Annotated in this window: 15 protein-coding genes; 11 read left to right on the forward strand and 4 right to left on the reverse strand. The window is 44.6% G+C overall.

Features of this window, described 5'->3' with window-relative positions; translation table 11 throughout:
- Positions 1–29: 29 nt before the first annotated feature.
- The 6 genes from CW735_RS05225 (at position 30) to ppnP (ending at position 6,368) form a co-directional block, all read left to right on the forward strand.
- A complete protein-coding gene (locus tag CW735_RS05225) occupies positions 30–464 on the forward strand; it encodes a DUF2802 domain-containing protein (RefSeq protein ID WP_071979639.1) in 435 nt (144 codons plus the stop codon).
- 180 nt (positions 465–644) lie between these two features.
- The gene (metA, locus tag CW735_RS05230) at positions 645–1,583 is read left to right on the forward strand and encodes a homoserine O-acetyltransferase MetA (protein ID WP_071979638.1); all 939 of its coding nucleotides are present in this window, start codon (positions 645–647) and stop codon (positions 1,581–1,583) included.
- A 3-nt stretch (positions 1,584–1,586) separates the two neighbouring features.
- Positions 1,587–2,654: a homocysteine S-methyltransferase family protein gene (locus CW735_RS05235; protein ID WP_083595253.1), complete on the forward strand. Its 1,068-nt coding sequence runs from the start codon at positions 1,587–1,589 to the stop codon at positions 2,652–2,654.
- 9 nt (positions 2,655–2,663) lie between these two features.
- On the forward strand, positions 2,664–5,288 hold the full coding sequence (gene metH / locus CW735_RS05240; protein ID WP_083595252.1) for a methionine synthase: 2,625 nt from the start codon (positions 2,664–2,666) through the stop codon (positions 5,286–5,288).
- A gap of 49 nt (positions 5,289–5,337) precedes the next feature.
- Entirely contained in the window at positions 5,338–5,922 is a 585-nt protein-coding gene (locus tag CW735_RS05245) for a DUF938 domain-containing protein (protein WP_071981250.1), read from the forward strand.
- A gap of 161 nt (positions 5,923–6,083) precedes the next feature.
- Positions 6,084–6,368: a pyrimidine/purine nucleoside phosphorylase gene (gene ppnP, locus CW735_RS05250; protein WP_071979637.1), complete on the forward strand. Its 285-nt coding sequence runs from the start codon at positions 6,084–6,086 to the stop codon at positions 6,366–6,368.
- 53 nt (positions 6,369–6,421) lie between these two features.
- Here the strand turns inward: ppnP and CW735_RS05255 are convergent, their stop codons facing one another.
- Together CW735_RS05255 and CW735_RS05260 are read right to left on the reverse strand one after the other, a co-directional pair.
- Positions 6,422–7,327 carry a LysR family transcriptional regulator gene (locus CW735_RS05255; protein WP_071979636.1) on the reverse strand — a complete coding sequence of 302 codons (906 nt, stop codon included), beginning with the start codon at positions 7,325–7,327 and terminating at the stop codon, positions 6,422–6,424.
- An 11-nt stretch (positions 7,328–7,338) separates the two neighbouring features.
- Positions 7,339–8,280: a hydrogen peroxide-inducible genes activator gene (locus tag CW735_RS05260; protein WP_071979635.1), complete on the reverse strand. Its 942-nt coding sequence runs from the start codon at positions 8,278–8,280 to the stop codon at positions 7,339–7,341.
- Positions 8,281–8,433: 153 nt separating this feature from the next.
- On the opposite strand from CW735_RS05260, the gene CW735_RS05265 reads away from it, so the two are divergent.
- The 3 genes from CW735_RS05265 to betI all read left to right on the forward strand — a co-directional run bounded on the left by CW735_RS05265 (position 8,434) and on the right by betI (position 11,585).
- Complete coding sequence (locus CW735_RS05265; protein WP_071979634.1) at positions 8,434–9,096, forward strand: carbonic anhydrase; 663 nt, start codon at positions 8,434–8,436, stop codon at positions 9,094–9,096.
- Positions 9,097–9,108: 12 nt separating this feature from the next.
- On the forward strand, positions 9,109–10,752 hold the full coding sequence (locus CW735_RS05270; RefSeq protein WP_071979633.1) for a SulP family inorganic anion transporter: 1,644 nt from the start codon (positions 9,109–9,111) through the stop codon (positions 10,750–10,752).
- A 269-nt stretch (positions 10,753–11,021) separates the two neighbouring features.
- On the forward strand, positions 11,022–11,585 hold the full coding sequence (gene betI / locus CW735_RS05275) for a transcriptional regulator BetI (RefSeq protein WP_083595383.1): 564 nt from the start codon (positions 11,022–11,024) through the stop codon (positions 11,583–11,585).
- Positions 11,586–11,838: 253 nt separating this feature from the next.
- Here betI and CW735_RS05280 read toward each other — a convergent pair whose 3' ends face one another.
- Both CW735_RS05280 and CW735_RS05285 read right to left on the reverse strand, forming a co-directional pair.
- Positions 11,839–13,917: a M13 family metallopeptidase gene (locus CW735_RS05280; RefSeq protein ID WP_071979631.1), complete on the reverse strand. Its 2,079-nt coding sequence runs from the start codon at positions 13,915–13,917 to the stop codon at positions 11,839–11,841.
- A 19-nt stretch (positions 13,918–13,936) separates the two neighbouring features.
- On the reverse strand, positions 13,937–15,145 hold the full coding sequence (locus CW735_RS05285; RefSeq protein ID WP_071979630.1) for a GNAT family N-acetyltransferase: 1,209 nt from the start codon (positions 15,143–15,145) through the stop codon (positions 13,937–13,939).
- A 220-nt stretch (positions 15,146–15,365) separates the two neighbouring features.
- Here CW735_RS05285 and CW735_RS05290 point away from each other — a divergent pair, with 220 nt between their 5' ends.
- A complete protein-coding gene (locus CW735_RS05290; protein ID WP_100971224.1) occupies positions 15,366–15,815 on the forward strand; it encodes a regulatory protein RecX in 450 nt (149 codons plus the stop codon).
- Between the two features lie 225 nt (positions 15,816–16,040).
- Positions 16,041–18,638 carry an alanine--tRNA ligase gene (alaS, locus tag CW735_RS05295; RefSeq protein WP_071979628.1) on the forward strand — a complete coding sequence of 866 codons (2,598 nt, stop codon included), beginning with the start codon at positions 16,041–16,043 and terminating at the stop codon, positions 18,636–18,638.
- Positions 18,639–18,641: the final 3 nt, after the last annotated feature.

The following is an 18,641-nucleotide window of genomic DNA, read 5'->3' on the forward strand; positions in this document are numbered from 1 at the left end:
TATCTCTTCCTCAGTTAGGTGTGTAGCACATGGATTTGCAGCTTGCTGCTCCTTCTCTTGTCGAAATTATCATTGCTGTTGTCCTTCTTGGGCTTATTGCGGTTACTTGCGTGTTATATGCAAACTTACGCCGCACGGCTGGGTTGTTAAAAGAATTGCAGGGTAGCATGACAAGCGAACTTGCAGTGATGTCAACAAAAGTAACTGATGCGAATAACCAACAAACAGAAGCGCAGGCGAGAAGTTTGGTAATAAGCAAGCATTTACAACGCGTTGAAGAAAAGCAACAAGAGCTGGAAAGTCAGGTTCGCGACCTCAAATTTCAAGATCCTTCTTTAAAGTTATATCAGCGTGCTGCAGATTTAGTTAAAAAAGGTGCGAGTATAGAAGAAATCATAGAGTCTTGTGATATACCTCGTGCTGAAGCCGAAATGTTGGTAATGGTTCACAAGTCGCAAAAATAGTGAATATCACGAATATATGAGCCGTTAATTGCTCACCTTCAGTGCGCTAGCGGATAACTAATTTTTGTAGCACTCTCGGCAGGCACTCACTTTCTGTTTAGACGTCTAGACGTAAAGATGTTGACATATTCATAGTATTCGCCACAATACAGTCATCGCAATCTTCGACTGGAGTTAATTATGCCAATCCGTATTCCTGTGCAACTTCCTGCTCAGAATGTTTTACTGGGTGAAAATATATTCACCATGGATATGGATAGAGCATCAAGTCAGGAAATTCGCCCTCTTGAAGTTGGCATTCTTAATTTAATGCCAAACAAAATTGAGACTGAAGTGCAGCTGCTGCGCTTGCTGTCGAATACTCCCCTTCAAATCAATGTAGATTTTATTCGTATTGACAATCAGGCGCCCAAAAATACGCCGCAGTCGCACATGGATGCGTTTTATCACGAGTTTTCCAGTGTGGCGAACAAAAAATACGATGGTTTAATTGTAACTGGTGCCCCCCTTGCGCTACTCGACTATGAAGACGTGAAATACTGGGATAATATGACAACAATCCTAGAGTGGGCTCAGCGTCACGTTAATTCTACGCTTTACTTGTGCTGGGCTGCACATGCAGCAATGTATCATTTTTACGGTGTAACGCGGCAGCTGCGAGAAGAAAAGTTCTCAGGTGTTTATCAGCATAACGTCAACGACCCGAACAACGAATTACTCAGAGGGTTCGACCCAACATTTTCAGCGCCACATTCTCGCTATGGCCATATCGATACCTCACTGTATAACGGTGTAGAGGGGCTTAACGTTGTAGCCGAGTCGGATGAAGTTGGAGCCTATATTGTAGCGTCTGAAGACAAGCGAATGGTGTTTGTCACCGGACACCCTGAGTACGAAGCAGAGACGTTGAAAGATGAATATTTACGGGATCTGAACTCGGGTCAAAACCCGGCGATACCTAAAAATTATTTCACTGACAACGACCCAACCAAGTCGCCAATAGTTCAGTGGCGCTCTCATGGAAGTTTGTTATTTACAAATTGGTTAAACTATTACGTTTACCAAACTACACCTTACGATCTGAGTCAGTTAGCTGAAAAATCACAGCCAAAGAGGTAATGAGTGAAAAACGTTTTTGATTCAAATGCACAGGCAAGTTTAGCCGGTGCAGCAAAGGAAAGAATTTTAGTGCTTGATGGTGCTATGGGCACGATGATCCAACAGCATAAACTAGAAGAGGCTGATTACCGCGGTGAACAGTTTGCTAACTGGCATTGCGATGTTCAAGGTAATAACGATCTTCTTGTCCTCACTCAGCCTGATATTATTTATCAAATTCATTGTGATTATTTAGATGCAGGCGCTGACATTATCGAAACAAACACGTTTAACGCCACCACTATCGCTATGGCCGACTATGATATGCAGGCTACTTCTCGCGACATAAACGTGTCGGCAGCAAAGCTAGCTAAAAAGGCGGCAGCAGAATATACCGCTAAAACACCAAATAAACCTCGTTTTGTTGCTGGCGTGCTAGGGCCCACTAATCGCACGGCATCGATTTCTCCTGATGTTAATGACCCCGGGAAACGCAATGTTACCTTCGATGAATTGGTGGAGGCTTACAGTGAATCAACAGAAGCGCTAATTGAGGGCGGAGCCGACCTCATTATGCTGGAAACTATTTTCGATACATTAAATGCAAAAGCAGCGGCGTTTGCGGTTGAGCAAACATTTGAAAAAGTAGGCGTTACCTTACCAGTCATGGTATCGGGCACAATTACCGATGCCTCCGGTCGCACGCTTTCTGGCCAAACAGCGGAAGCGTTTTATTATTCGATGCGTCATGTTAACCCGTTTTCTTTCGGCCTTAATTGCGCACTGGGTCCAGACTTGCTCCGTCAGTATGTTGACGAAGTAGCGGCTATCGCCGAATGCTTTATTTCTGCCCACCCTAATGCAGGGTTACCAAACGAGTTCGGAGAATATGATATGGAAGGGCCTGAAATGGCCACACATATCAAAGAATGGGCTGAGTCAGGGCTGGTTAATATTGTGGGGGGGTGCTGTGGTAGCACGCCCGATCATATTCGGGATATTGCAGAGGCAGTAGCAGACATTAAACCTCGAGTAGTACCAGCTTTTGAACCAAAAATGCGTCTGTCAGGCCTAGAGCCGTTTGTACACTAGGAGGGCAATATGAGCGCAGGATTTTCTACATTTATTAATATTGGTGAGCGAACGAACGTTACCGGTTCAGCTCGCTTTAAACGGCTTATATTAGAAGGCGATTATGAAGCTGCCTTAGACGTTGCACGCCAGCAAGTCGAGAGCGGGGCACAAATAATAGATATCAACATGGACGAGGCCATGCTTGATTCTAAGCAGGCAATGGTGACGTTTTTAAATCTTATTGCGTCTGAGCCTGATATTAGTCGTGTACCTATTATGATTGACTCTTCAAAATGGGACGTGATTGAAGCTGGACTGAAATGTGTCCAAGGCAAAGCTATCGTTAACTCTATCAGCTTAAAAGAAGGTGAAGAGGTATTTCTCGCCCAGGCAAAGAAAATTAAACGCTATGGCGCTGCAACGGTAGTAATGGCCTTCGACGAAAAGGGGCAGGCAGATACGCAAGCGCGTAAAGTAGAAATTTGTCAGCGAAGCTATAAGGTTCTAACAGAAGAAATTGGTTTCCCTCCAGAAGATATTATCTTCGATCCCAACATTTTTGCTGTAGCAACGGGTATTGAAGAACACGACAATTACGCTGTAGATTTTATTGAAGCCACTCGCGTTATTCGCCAAACTTGCCCTTATTCCCATATATCAGGCGGTTTATCGAATATCTCGTTCTCTTTTCGCGGCAACAACCCGGTTCGCGAGGCCATGCACTCTGTATTCTTGTACCACGCTATTAGAGCCGGTATGGATATGGCAATAGTTAACGCGGGTCAGCTTGAAGTTTATGACGAAATTCCACAAGCGCTTCGCGAAGCTGTAGAAGACGTTATTTTAAATAGACGCAGCGATGGTACAGAGCGCTTGTTAGATATTGCGCCACAGTTTCAGGGCGACGGCAAAGCCGCTGCAAAAGAAGATCTCTCATGGCGAGAGCAGAGTGTAAACAAGCGTTTAGAACACGCTCTCATAAAGGGTATTACCGACTATATTATTGACGATACTGAAGAGGCTCGACAGCAAGCAGAACGCCCTCTTCATGTTATTGAAGGGCCATTGATGGATGGCATGAATGTAGTAGGGGACTTGTTTGGTGAAGGCAAAATGTTTTTGCCACAGGTTGTGAAGTCTGCGCGAGTTATGAAAAAAGCGGTTGCTCACTTGCAGCCCTACATCGAAGCAGAAAAGTCAGATGACAATAAGAGTAATGGAAAGATATTGCTCGCAACGGTAAAAGGTGATGTACACGACATTGGTAAGAATATCGTAGGTGTTGTACTGCAATGTAATAACTTTGAAGTCATCGATATGGGTGTGATGGTACCCGCTGCAAATATTCTTCAAAAAGCCAAAGAAGAGAATGTGGACATGATAGGTTTATCGGGCCTCATTACACCGTCTCTCGATGAAATGGTACATGTGGCAAAAGAAATGGAGCGACAGGGCTTTGATATGCCGCTGTTAATTGGCGGAGCTACTACGTCTAAAGCTCATACCGCGGTGAAAATCGAGCAAAATTATCACGCCCCAGTTGCTTATGTACCTAATGCAAGCCGCGCCGTGGGAGTGTGTCAGAAGCTACTCAATAAAGGCTCTAGAGATATCTATGCGACAGAGCTAGCTAAAGAGTACGATACCGTGCGCGACCAACACGCGCGCAAGAAGCCGCGCAGTAAACCCGTCACGTTAGAAAAAGCGCGGGAGAACAGCTGTCAGGTTGATTTTTCCACACCGCCGGTAACGCCTGCAAAGCTTGGTGTTACACCGATTACCGCTGATCTAGCCACATTGCGTGAATACATAGATTGGACTCCTTTCTTTTTAACTTGGTCACTGGCGGGTAAGTACCCCCGTATTCTAGATGATGAGGTAGTCGGTGAAGAGGCAACTTCACTGTTTGCAGATGCGAACGCAATGCTAGACAAAATCATTGCAGATAAAGCCTTGCAGGCAAAAGGGGTTATTGGGTTGTTCCCTGCCAATAGGTTGGGGGATGATATTGAGATTTACGCAGATGAGAGCCGCACTACTGTGAAAGGCGTCGCCCATCACCTGCGTCAGCAAACCCAGAAGGACAAATTTGCCAACTACTGCCTTGCCGACTTTGTTGCGGATAAAGAAAGCGGCATTGCCGATTATGTCGGTGCATTTGCAGTGACTAGTGGAATAGGTGAAGACAGTCTAGCAGACACTTATATAAAAGCGGGCGATGATTACAACGGGATCATGGTTAAATCGGTAGCTGATCGACTCGCTGAGGCCTTTGCTGAATATCTGCATCAACAGGTTCGACTGAAATACTGGGGATATGCGCCAGATGAAACTCTGAATAACGATGAGTTAATAAGAGAGAAGTACCAGGGTATTAGACCTGCGCCAGGCTATGCTGCATGTCCAGAGCATACTGAGAAACAGCTTATCTGGGATCTGCTTGCTGCCCAGGAACATACCGGGATGAAACTTACCGAGAGTTACGCAATGTGGCCGGGAGCGTCAGTGTCCGGGTGGTACTTTGCCCATCCAGAGTCCAAATACTTCGCAGTAGCAAAAATTCAAGCTGACCAAGTTGAAGACTATGCGAAGCGTAAAAACTGGACGCTGGAAGAAGCTGAAAAATGGCTGGGGCCAAATTTAAGCGATTAGAGCCCGCTAACTGCCGCTGTCGTTAATAATCAGAATGGATGACAAAGTTATGGATAAGCCATTTAGTCAAGCATGTGAAAACAACAAGCGCCCTATTTTAGCCGTGTTAAAAAGGGCGTTTGCTAACAGTAAACAGGTGCTTGAAATTGGCAGTGGTACTGGCCAACACGCGTCATATTTTTCTGCTCATTTGCCTCATTTATTGTGGCAAACAAGCGACCAAGTACATTATCACGACGGAATTAATGCATGGGTAAGTGAGTCTTCACTACCCAACTTAGCTAAGCCAATAGAGTATACCGTTGGGGTTGATTCATTTCCAGAAGGTAGTTTCGACGGAGTTTTTAGCGCCAATACCGCCCATATCATGCAGAAAGACGAAGTAGAATTGTTGATGAAATCGGTAATGAACCACTTGCCCAAAGGGGGAGTGTTTTGCCAATACGGGCCTTTTACCCAAGCTGGGGCTTTTTCATCAGCAAGTAATGAAGAATTTCATAAATCGCTTGTTGAGCGAGGCTATGGCGGTTACCGTGATATTGACGACCTGTTGAGTTGGGCGCCAAATTTAATGCTAAGTGAGCAAATATCGATGCCAGCAAACAATATGATGCTGGTTTGGACTAAAAGCTAGGTCAAAAGCGCGCTAGTAAACCCCCTAATTTTCTTTATACATAAACTCATAAACGCAATGCTCTGAAGCATTGCGACAAATCGCACGGCAAAACCGCCAATGCAACAATGACGTTTTAACTAAAAACGTTCTTTTTCTTAAAACACAGATAGGAACACACCATGACATTTGCAGTGAATCACTACTTTGATAACAAAGTCACCTCAATATCATTTGAATCGGCTAGCGGGCCTTGTACATCGGGCGTTATGTCGCCGGGGGAATATACTTTCGATACGACTAAAAAAGAGCTTATGAAAGTTGTTGAGGGCGAACTTACAGTAAAACTACCAGGCAGTGAAAGTTGGGAGTCTTTTCCAGCGGGCACCGAGTTTAATGTAGATGCGAATGTGTCTTTTGATGTCAAAGTGTCGTCAGCTTCGGCATACCTTTGTTTTTATAGCTAAGCGCATTGTAAGCCAGGTATTCTATACATATATAGTTATTGTGCACGGAGGCATTACTCCGTGCGTTTTGCTTGTTTACCTTGCTCTATGGCCATAGCAACGAAACTGTCAATAAACCCTAGTGTATCTGACTGTTTCCTATGCCCCACGTACAAGGTTTTCTCTAAACCCTTCTCGCCAAGAGACCTATATATAAGGCTCTCACATTCTTTCGATTCTTCTACAAGCCATTTCGGTAACGCAGTTACTCCTCTGCCTGCCGTCACCATTTGTAAAATGATCTCAGTCGTTTCTATTGTTTTATGGCTTTTCACCGACGCGTTGGCAGGCGTTAGAAATTGCGAAAAGATATCTAGCCGACTTCTCTCTACTGGATATGAAATAAGTGTTTCTTTAACTAAATCTCGCGGTGTTATAAATGCTTTATCGCCCAGCTCATGGTCGTTGTGCATCACTAATACCTGCTCGTAACTAAAAACGGGCGTATAAGTAATGGCATCTAAATGCAAAGGGTCAGGGGTGATCAGCACATCAATATCATACCCATGCAATGCCTGAAGCCCACCAAAGGAAAAGGCCCTTCGTACATCCACATCAACATCGGGGAACGCTTTTAAAAAAGGCGCCACTATTTTGAGCAGCCATTCAAAACAAGGGTAGCACTCCATACCAATACGCAAAATTCCCTGCTTTCCCTGTGCAAATCTACGAAGCTGCGATTCGGTATGTTCGAACTGAGGTAGTATGCGCTGAGCCAAGCCCAGCAAACTCTCTCCTGCCTGAGTGAGTATTAAATGCCTTCCCTCTTTTTGCCACAAAGGAACGTCAAACTCATGCTCTAATTTTTTCATAGCATGACTTAGCGCTGATTGTGTCAAAAACAACGACTTAGCTGCTTCTGTCATTGTTCCGTGTGTTTGTATTGCTTTTACAATACGCAGGTGTTGTCTATCAATCATTCAATAAAGCCCTAATCACACATGCTTACGGCATCTGCCAGTCTCGCCTCGATTATCCGCTTTAGAATTATGGATATCTCTCGGAATGTTTGTCTGCTGGGTGAGGTATTTCGCCATGCTAGTGAATGCTGCCTTTCTATAGGCATATCTGCAATTTCACAGACATGCAGAGCCTCAGGTTTGTGCAGTTCTGAGTGAATATAAAGGCCGGGCAAAAATGCCACTCCCATTCCCATCACAACCATTTGCCTCAATGTATCTAAGCTCGTTCCTTCGTAATCACGCTGTAAATCTGCACCAATATCTTCGCATATTCGCTGTACCTGATGATGGAAATGATGTCTATCTTCCAGCGTAAGTACTTTTTCACCACTGATATCCTGTGGATGCACGAAGGCTTTGCCGGATAGGAAGTGGTCAGAAGGCGTGACAAATTTAAGTGGCTCTTTGAAAAGGGGATAGGTAATTAATTGGGAGTTTTCTGTCGAAAGTGGCGACAAAATCAGATCATATTCTCCTCGTAATAAACCGTGTTGTAGATCATCAGGAGAGGCTTCCCTCACGTAAAATCTCAACCCCGGTTTAAGTTTGTGTAAGTCAGGTAGCACAAACGGAAGTAGATAAGGGCCTAGTGTAGGGGGAATGCCGAGGCGATAGGTAATGATTTCCCCTTTAGACAGATCTCTAGCCATTTCGGTAAAACGTTGAGTTGATTGCAATACCTCTTCTGCACTCGCCAATAAGGCTTTACCTTGCGGTGAAAGTAGGGTTCCAGTGCGGGAGCGCTCAAAAAGCGTTAAATTGAGTGTGTCCTCCAACGCATTTATTTGGCTAGTCAACGTGGGTTGGCTAATACCTAGTGCGCCGGCAGCCTGTCGAAAATTGAGGTATTTAGCAACAGCTACAAAGTAGCGTATCTGGTTAAACGAAGGGGCTTTGCCGCCTAATTGCATGCTGATATTTCCTACTTTCGACTATATTTTTCAATAAAAAACGCTAGCGTGATAGCGACTGGGTATCACGAGCTACTATATTAAACTATTAATCTATCAAGTGACACTAGAGTATTAATATCATTATAACTATTAAAATACCGGGAGTATTCTATGGATCATGTTTTTTCAGGTGTTACCAAATTTCAAAAGGAAGTGTACCCTAGCAAAAAGGCGACCTTTCAAAAGCTAGCTAATGGTCAAAATCCAGAAGTTCTTTTCATAACCTGCTCAGATTCTCGCATCGACCCCAACTTAGTGACCCAGACAGAGCCGGGTGAGCTATTCATTTGCCGTAATGCGGGTAACATCGTTCCACCGCACAGTAATCAAACAGGCGGTATGACAGCGTCTATCGAGTTTGCCGTTGCAGCGTTAGGCGTTTCTCACATTGTTGTTTGTGGACACACAGACTGCGGCGCTATGAAAGGGGCAATTAACCCAGAAGGGCTTGATTCTCTACCTCATGTAAAAGAGTGGCTAGGTCACTGCCGTGTAGCCACTGATGTGGTAAAAGAGCGCTGCGGTCACGATAAATTGTCTATTGACGATTTAGAAGCCGTAACCAAAGAAAATGTACTTCAACAAATACAGCACCTTCGCACTCACCCTGCGGTTGCAGCAAAAATTGCAACAGGTCAAGTTGAACTTCATGGTTGGGTGTATAATATCGGTAGCGGTGACATGCTTTGTTACAGCAGTGAAACAGGTGACTTTATCACTATGGATCAGTCAGAAGCTGAAGCTAGATTTAAACGTGCAAACGCTGCTGAATAAGAGGGAACATTTGTGGTAAAAGTTAATTTTTCAAATTTAAGGGGTGATCTTACTGGTGGTTTAACCGCCGGTATCGTTGCATTGCCCTTAGCGCTAGCACTGGGTGTAGCTTCAGGTCTTGGGCCTATGGCTGGCCTGTACGGCGCAATTGCAGTGGGCTTTTTCGCTGCACTTTTTGGCGGTACACCCGCTCAAATTTCTGGTCCAACGGGCCCTATGGTTGTTGTGCTGGCGGGCTTGTTTGCCAGTCTATCAGGTGACGCTAGCTTAATTTTCACAGCAGTGATGCTAGCCGGTGTTTTCCAAATAGCCTTCGGATTATTTGGCGTAGGACAGTACATCCGGCTTGTTCCTTATCCAGTGATATCTGGCTTCATGTCAGGGATAGGCGCTATCATTATTATTCTGCAAATTGGTCGATTGCTTGGCCATGAGCCTCCTGGTGGAACAATTGGTGCCCTTTCTTACCTTCCAACTGCGTTGGCAGATATCAATTTCTCTACACTAGCGCTTGGTTTGGGCACGCTTATCATTGCTTATAAATGGCCTGCGTCGCTAGGAAAGTATGTTCCTGGTGCTTTAGCGGCACTAATTATCGGTACCTTAGTGAGTTTGGCGTTAAGTGTACCTGTGCTTGGAAATATTCCAACGGGTTTACCAAGCTTACAGCTACCTGTATACGACCAAAGTAAACTATGGTTGGTGATAGAAGCTGCGTTCGTACTAGCGTTGCTTGGTGCAATAGACAGTCTGTTAACGTCTCTTGTTGCGGATAACATGACGCGTACCCGCCACGACAGTAACAAAGAACTTATTGGTCAAGGTATTGGTAATACATTTGCAGGTTTAATTGGCGGTATCGCTGGCGCAGGTGCCACCATGCGTACCGTAGTTAATATTCGTAGTGGCGGTAAATACAACGTGTCGGGTATGGTGCATGCACTCGTATTGCTTGCCATCGTGTTGGGTCTTAGCCCACTTGCAGCACAGATACCGCACGCAGTACTTGCGGGTATTCTGGTCAAGGTTGGCCTAGACATCATTGACTGGGGCTACCTAAAACGTGCTCACAAAGGCCCAAGATGGGACTTCGCTCTAATGCTAGTAGTGCTGTCTTTAACGGTGTTTGTAGACCTTATCACCGCAGTAGGTGTTGGTGTGGTACTTGGCGCGCTAGCGTATGTTAGGCAGGTTGCGCAATTGCAAATTGAAGAGCTGCAAAAAATACCTCAAGAGCTCAACGACCCGAAAGAGAACGCATTGTTTGAAGAGCTTAAAGACAAGGTTTCTATCTTTAGTTTTGGCGGCCCGCTAAGCTTTGGTGCTGCAGCAGACCTTGGCCATCGCGTTCGCGAACGAGTGCCTGCAGGCTCTCAGTTCACGATTCTAGACTTCTCTCGCGTACCGCTTATGGATGTTTCTGCCGCAATGGCGGTTGATACGGTAACCTCTGATGCTCTAGCGGCAGGTAGGCAGTTAATATTGTGCGGAGCCAATGAAAAGCTTAACAAGGTTTTAGAAGGGGTGAATGAAGCTCATCCAGGTATACCTAATTTTGAAACTTTGCATGAAGCGTTGGTATTTGCAAAAAAGAAAGTGGGCGGTAATGGTGATGCCGACGATCAAGCGCCTTTAAAAGCAGCCGCTCAATCTTAATTGATGCTACGCGGTTAAGAGTAAACCGCCAAAGCAATGTTTAATATACAAAGCTCCCTGTTCTTCACGAACAGGGAGCTTTTTTATTTGTGAGTTTAATTGTGTCGTTTATTTTTGTGCAACAATCGCATTTTATGCCTTACTGAGTGAAGTTAGTGGAATAAAGGAGTGTTGATATTTACAATGCGTGCATAAAATTATGAGGCATTTAACGCACAGAGACGCGTGTTAAGTTGATAAGCAGGAGTGGTAGTATGCCCAAAGTCGGTATGGAATCGATTCGCAAAAAACAGTTAATAGATGCAACCTTAGCTGTCATGGCCGAAGTGGGGTATCACGGCACAACAATTAGCTTAATTAGCAAACGAGCCGGGTTGTCGTCAGGCATTATAAGCCATTATTTCGGCGATAAGCAGGGCCTGATTGAAGCGACGATGCGTTATCTTTTAGAGGCGCTAAAAATAACCAAAAAGATTTCAGACCCTCTAGCTCGCATAGATTTTATAATCGAAAATAACTTCTCTCAAACGCAAGGGGCAGCCTCCGCAACGAATACATGGTTTAACTTTTGGGCTCTTTCACTTCATAATGAAAACTTGCACAGGCTTCAATGTATTAATCATAAGCGTTTAGAGAGCAATTTAGCCTTTAGCTACCGTCAACTTTTGCCAAAAGCACATGCAAGACATGCAGCGGCATCAACGTCAGCATTAATTGATGGCTACTGGTTACGCTATTCTATGGGAAGCGTTGGACATGGCGATTTTGCAGAGCCAGTCACTCGAATCAAACAATACGTAAGAGACTTGATAGCACAACACGGCAAATCGTAAGTTTTGTTATTTTGGGCTATTAATCAGCCTTAAACCTAAATCAAAAGTGCTATTCAACTCCAGGGCTTACATTACAGATCTAGTAACGTTTTTACGTATCTCCATCGCTAAATTACCCTAGGCCCAATAAAAAAGGCATCATAGATTACTATGATGCCTCTTAACTTAAGCAGTTTAAATCATGTATAGCAGCTGAACTGAATCCGTCCAGCAATCCTTACTAGTTCGGCTGAATACAGTCTTTCAATACCTATTACCAAATACGTACGCGCTCTTCTGGAGCAAGGTACAGTTCATCGCCAGGCTGCACGTTAAACGCTTCATACCACGCATCGTGGTTACGAGGTGCTTGTGCACGGAAGCGCCCTGGAGCGTGAGTACCTGCGCGAAGCTGATTTAGCATACTTTGCTCAGTACGTTTCTCTTTCCAAACTTGAGCCCATGCTAAGAAAAAGCGTTGGTCGCCAGTAAGTCCGTCGATAACGGGCGCTTCTTTACCATTAAGGCTTAATTTGTAAGCGTGATATGCCATTGCCAAGCCGCCCACATCACCGATGTTCTCGCCTAAACTGTTTCTACCGTTTACAAAGTTGCCTTCAATTGGCTCATATTTGCTGTATTGAGCAGCAAGCGCGTCTGCTTTTTCTTCAAATGCGGCGCGATCTTCGTCTGTCCACCAATTAGTTTGAATACCGTTTGCATCTGACTTAGAGCCTTGGTCATCAAAACCATGTCCCATTTCGTGTCCAATGACGGCACCAATTGCACCATAGTTAACCGCAGGGTCGGCATTGGGATCGAAAAACGGAGGCTGCAAAATAGCAGCAGGGAATACAATTTCGTTGAACGAACTGTTGTAGTAAGCGTTAACTCGCTGTGGTGTCATGCCCCAACGCTCACGGTCGGTTTTTTTAAGCTCACGTTCAACAGACTCTGCATGGAAGAATTCACGTAAATTGCGAACATTACCAACCAGGTCGCTATCACTAATCGTGACGCCATCAAAAGACTGCCATTCATCTGGGTAGCCAATTTTCGGGCGGAAAGCCATCAGCTTTTCTTTAGCGTTTACTTTTGTTTCCTCACCCATCCAGTCTAGTGTGTCTATGCGCTCACCCAAGGCTGCGCGAAGATTTTCAACCAATTCGGCCATCTGAGTTTTAGAACTTTCAGGGAAGTACTCATCAACATAAATTTTGCCTATCGCAAAGCCAAGTGACTGGGTGCTAGACATCTGGCTTAGCGCGCGCTTCCAGCGCGGACGTGGCTCTTGCTGACCGTTTAACGTGCGACCGTAAAAATCGAAGTTGGCCATATAGACATCTTCTGAGAGCAAGTCCGCATTATTAGAGATGGTGTGATACTTAAGGTACGATTTCCAATCTGCAAGGTCTGCTTGATTGATAAGCTTGATGACATCTTTCACCGGTTCTGGCTGAGTGATGTTTAGCTCAGGTACTTGGTAGTCCATTTGTGCGAAGTAAACATCCCAGTCAAAGCCAGGGTAAGTATCTGTAAGCTTACTGCGCTCTATCTGGTTAAGAGTAAGATCGCGGTTACGGCGTTTTTCACGCGGCCACTGTACTTCTGCCAGCTGTGTTTCAAGGGCCATAATATTTGCCGCTTTTTCAGCAGCGTTCTCTTCGCCAGCAAGGGTAAGCATCTCTTCAATATGCGCAACATAGGCTTCGCGAATTTTTACAAATCGCTCGCTATCGCTTAAGTAGTAGTCTCTGTCGGGTAAACCTAAGCCACCCACACCAACGCTTAGCTGATATTCGTTAGGATCGAGTCGGTTATACCACATACCACCGCCAATAGGCGTGCTGTAACCGTATAGCCAGCTTTTACCAAATGCTGCGGTCAGATCTTTTGTGCTTTCGATGTTGTTAATGGTGTCCAACACATCGCTGATCGGAGCAATTCCTTTTTCATTGATTGTGTCTGTGTCCATGAATGAAACATAAAAGTCTTTCACTAACTTTTCGTCAGCATTCAGGTTTTCTTTTTCTGTTAGCCCGTCAATAATGGTTTTTACTTGCTCTTCACTGCGCTCTGCAAGTGCCGTAAAGGCACCGTAGCGAGTTTTGTCAGCGGGTAGCTCATAGTTGTCGTACCAAGTGCCGCTTGCATACATAAAGAAGTCGTCACCAGGCTTCACTTGTTCGTTGCGTGCAGAAAGGTCTACACCGAATGACCCCAGTTCAGCTTCCGTTTTTGGTTGTTCCGCAGGCTCTGCTTTGGTCATCTGTTCTTTTGCTTGTTCTGGTTGACCACAACCGGCAAGGCCTAGTGATGCCGCAACTGCTACGGCTAATAATTTATATTTCATAAGATTTCTCGTTTTGATTTTATGTGTCGTCGTTAGGATGAATGACACTTTTTGTTTTTAAAGTAGGCACAAATTCCTGATTAAAAGGTAAAGCATTCTGTGCCTGATTAAAATAGTGAACGATATGTTGGTTTTCTTGCTGTAAAAAATTTGCGACAGCATCGTGAAAAGCAAACTCTAAAAGTTGATGTTTAGATTTACAGTAAACGGGTTCAAAGCCCCGGAGTATTTTGTGCTCGCCCTGGGTACCGGGGTTAAAGTGAGGTAGCTTGTTGTTAATGGCGAACTCTATTCCCTCAAAATAGCAGCAGGCAAAGTGTAAGCTATCAACCTGCTTTAACGCTCCCCAATATCTGCCGTAAAGGCCTGAGCTGTCATAAAAAAATAGAGCGCTGGCAATGGGCACTTGGTGTTCTTCGGCGGTAACAATAAGAATGCGTTCGCTCATCGTGTTCACCAGGGTTTCAAAAAATGCTTTGTTAAGATATCCCACATGACCGCTTCGTTTTAGATAAGTCGATTGATAGCACTTAACAAAGAAAGAGAGAGTGTCTGCATCAATACTACGGCCAGTTCGATGTGAAAAGCGGATCCCTTTGCCTAACAGCGCTTTTCGAGTTTTTTTAATAGATTTTCGCTTTCTTGACGTCAGTGCGCTAAGAAAGTCATCGAAACCGGCATAATTGTAGTTATGCCATTGAAACTGAACGCTGTGGCGAGTTAAGTATTGGCGTTCTTCATCGAGAGCCTGGTCTTCATCTTCGCCGACAAACAACCAGTGAAGAGAGGAAAGGCTTTCACCGAATCGAGATTCACATTCTGTCTTCAATGAATTGCCAATATCGTGAACGAGATCAGCGCTAAGTAGGTTTTCCTCTTTTACTAATAGTCGTGGTCCCGTAACCGGTGTAAAAGGTACCGCCGCAATCCATTTAGGGTAGTATTCCAATCCATGCTGATGATAAGCGTTGGCCCAGGCATGATCGAAGACGTATTCTCCGTAGCTATGAGTTTTGAGGTAGCCGGGAACGGCAAGAACAATACTGCCCTCGCGTTCCACCGTAACATGAAAGGGCTGCCAACCCGTGTCGCCTCCGCAGCAACCAGAAACCTCTAATGCGCTTAAAAATTCATACTGAAGAAAAGGCCCAGCATTGTGTGCAAGCTGGTTCCACTGTTCTTTCGCAATGGTTGCTATGCTGTCATGTATTACTATTTTTTCGTTCATTGATTTACGCACATTGTTATTTCAGCAGTAATTTTGCGTTAGGGGGTGCGACTCTCAAGCGGTAAAGCTAGAATGTGCTCATTATTTATGGCTACTTGTTATTGCGGACTTTCTTTATGACAAAAACCTTTATGACAAAAACCTTTATGACAAAAACGACACGCCACGTTTATATTAAACAAAATGTTTACGAAAATTGATAAGGGGCTAGTTCACAAAAATGTCAGAGTTTGACAGAAAGATCATTATTGACGCGATTACTAGCATGCTGGCACGACGAGAGCATAGTTACAGTGAGGTAGTGCGCAAGCTTTCTCAAAAGGGAATTGAAAGCGATGATTTCCTGCCCATATTGGATGAATTTCGCAACAGAGACTTGCAAAGCGATCACCGGTTTGCCTGTAGCAGAGCGCGCACGCTTTACTTAAAGGGGAAGGGGCCTAGAGTCATAAAGTTAGATCTGCAGCAATACGGCGTAGATGAGGGCATAGTGCGAGACGCGCTTATTGAAATAGAAGCCGATTGGTTTGAAAGCGCGAAAAAAGTAAAGACCAAAAAGTTCGGTGATTTTTTTGAAACCGACTACGCACTGCGCCAAAAGCAAAAACGCTTTCTACAATACCGTGGTTTTTATCAAGACCATATCGATTACGCAGTGAGCAACGAGTAAGCACCCAAACACCCTCAAATTAGCGAAATATATGACAGATTTGCGCCATTACAAAGCGTCTTACACTTAACAGAAATGACTGAATCGTGGTATTGTTGCGCAAATTTGTGCGAGATAAACACAACTGTTTGTGAATATCCCTTTGTTAACATTTCGCTCGGCAGTTATTTATGAGGAAATGTTTCGCACCGTCCCATTACTAGTATAAAGGAAGTTAGGTTTTCAATGACAATATCAACTGCTGACTTACGCAATAAGTTTATCGATTATTTTAAAAGTCATGGCCATCACGCCGTAGCAAGCTCCTCACTCGTGCCGGCAGACGACCCTACGCTTCTTTTTACTAATGCAGGTATGAACCAGTTCAAAGATACGCTTCTTGGTGCTGATAAGCGAAGCTACAACCGCGCGGTTTCATCACAGCGCTGTGTTCGAGCTGGCGGTAAGCACAATGATTTGGAAAATGTAGGTTATACAGCCCGTCACCATACTTTCTTTGAAATGCTAGGTAACTTTAGCTTCGGTGATTATTTCAAAAAAGAAGCCATTGAGTTTGCGTGGACTTTCCTGACTAAAGAAGTAGGCCTACCGAAAGAAAAGCTGTTAGTTACGGTTTACTCTGAAGACGATGAAGCTTTTGATATTTGGGAAAACCACATTGGCGTTCCTAAAGAGAAAATTATTCGCATAAGTACATCTGACAACTTTTGGTCTATGGGTGATACCGGACCTTGCGGCCCTTGTTCTGAAATCTTTTACGACCATGGTGAACATATTTGGGGTGGCCCTCCTGGAACGCCAGAAGAAGATGGTGATCGCTTTATCGAGATCTGGAATCTTGTATTCATGCAATACAACAAGCAGGCCGATGGCAGTATGGAGTCGCTTCCGGCACCTTCTATCGATACGGGAATGGGACTAGAGCGCATTTCTGCAATACTCCAGAATGTACACAGTAATTATGAGATAGACTTGTTTCAAAACCTTATTAAGTCAGCGGCTGATATCGTTGGTACCACTGATTTGGAAGACAAATCGCTGCGCGTTATTGCTGATCATATTCGCTCTTGTAGTTTCTTAATTTGCGACGGGGTAATGCCATCGAACGAAGGTCGTGGTTACGTTCTTAGAAGAATTATCCGCCGAGCTGTACGTCATGGTTACAAACTTGGCGCAGACGACATCTTTTTCTACAAGTTAGTCGCATCTCTAGCGAGTGAAATGGGAGAAGCCTATCCGGAGCTTGTTGATCAAAAGCCAGTGGTTGAAAAGGTACTTCGTGTAGAAGAAGAGCAGTTTAGCAAGACACTAGCTCGCGGCATGGCAATGCTGAACGATACGCTTGAGTCGTTAAAAGGCGATACTATTCCAGGCGATATCGTATTTAAACTCTACGATACCTACGGCTTCCCAGTTGATTTGACCAACGATGTTGCCCGCGAGCACGAGCTAAAAATAGACGAAGCAGGCTTTGAAGCCGCAATGCAAGAGCAGCGCGCAAGAGCACAACAAGCCAGTAACTTTGGAACCGACTACAACAGCAGGTTGGTGGTAGAGCAAGAAACTGCTTTCACCGGCTACACGGAAGTTGAAGGCAGCGCTACTGTCGTTGAACTTATTGCTGACAATGAGTTTGTAAGTACCTTAGAAGACGGCCAAGAGGGCGTAGTGGTGCTAGATAATACGCCGTTTTATGCGGAAAGCGGTGGTCAATCGGGTGACAAAGGAGTTTTACGAGTTGCTAATGGCGAGTTTGTGGTTTCTGACACGCAAAAAATGGGTAAAGCCTTTGCTCATAGAGGCGTGGCAAAAGGTACGGTGAAGAAAGAAGATACCGTTAAAGCTGCTATTGACATTGCAAACCGAGAAGCGATTAAAAAGAACCATAGTGCAACGCACCTTTTACACGCGGCACTGCGTGAAATTCTTGGCGACCACGTCACACAAAAAGGCTCTCTTGTTGAGGCGCCTCGTATGCGTTTTGATTTTTCTCATTTCGAATCGCTTTCTGCACAGCAAATTGCTGAGATTGAGCGAAGAGTAAATGCAGAAGTAAGGGCTAACCATGCGCTAACCACTCAACTTATGGAACTTGAAGATGCTAAAGCGTCAGGTGCCATGGCATTATTCGGTGAAAAATACGACGAAAAAGTTCGCGTTGTTACCATGGGGCCATTCTCAGTAGAACTTTGCGGTGGTACTCACGTTGAAAGAACCGGTGATATCGGTCTTTTCAAAATAGTAAGCGAAGCCGGTATAGCCTCAGGCGTGCGTCGGATAGAAGCTGTCACTGGCGAATATGCAATAGAAATGATTCAGAACCAGCAAACTACGCTAGCTTCACTGTCTGCAATGTTGAAAACAGACCCAACTAATGTAGTAGATCGCGTGTCTGTATTGCAAAGTCATACTAAAGAATTAGAAAAATCGCTCACTGCGGCGAAACAAAAACTGGCAAGTCAGCAGGGTGCTGATATGCTTAGTAATACGGTAGAAATAAACGGTGTTAAGGTACTTGTTGCGAACCTTGAAGGTGTTGAGGCCAAGTCGTTACGTTCAATGATGGACGATATAAAGAACCGAATAGGCGAAGGTATCGTAGTATTAGGTGTAGCGAACGAATCTAAAGTTAACCTGATTGTTGGCGTAACCAAAAAACTTACCGGACAAGTTAAAGCAGGTGAATTGGTTAACTTTGTAGCCTCTCAGGTTGGTGGTAAAGGCGGCGGTAGGCCAGATATGGCACAAGCTGGTGGAGACCAACCGGAAAATCTTAATAAGGCGTTAGATTCGGTTAACGCTTGGTTACAAGATAAGCTATAATGA

It is taken from the genome of Alteromonas sp. MB-3u-76 (assembly GCF_002831605.1).
Lineage (GTDB): Bacteria > Pseudomonadota > Gammaproteobacteria > Enterobacterales > Alteromonadaceae > Alteromonas > Alteromonas hispanica.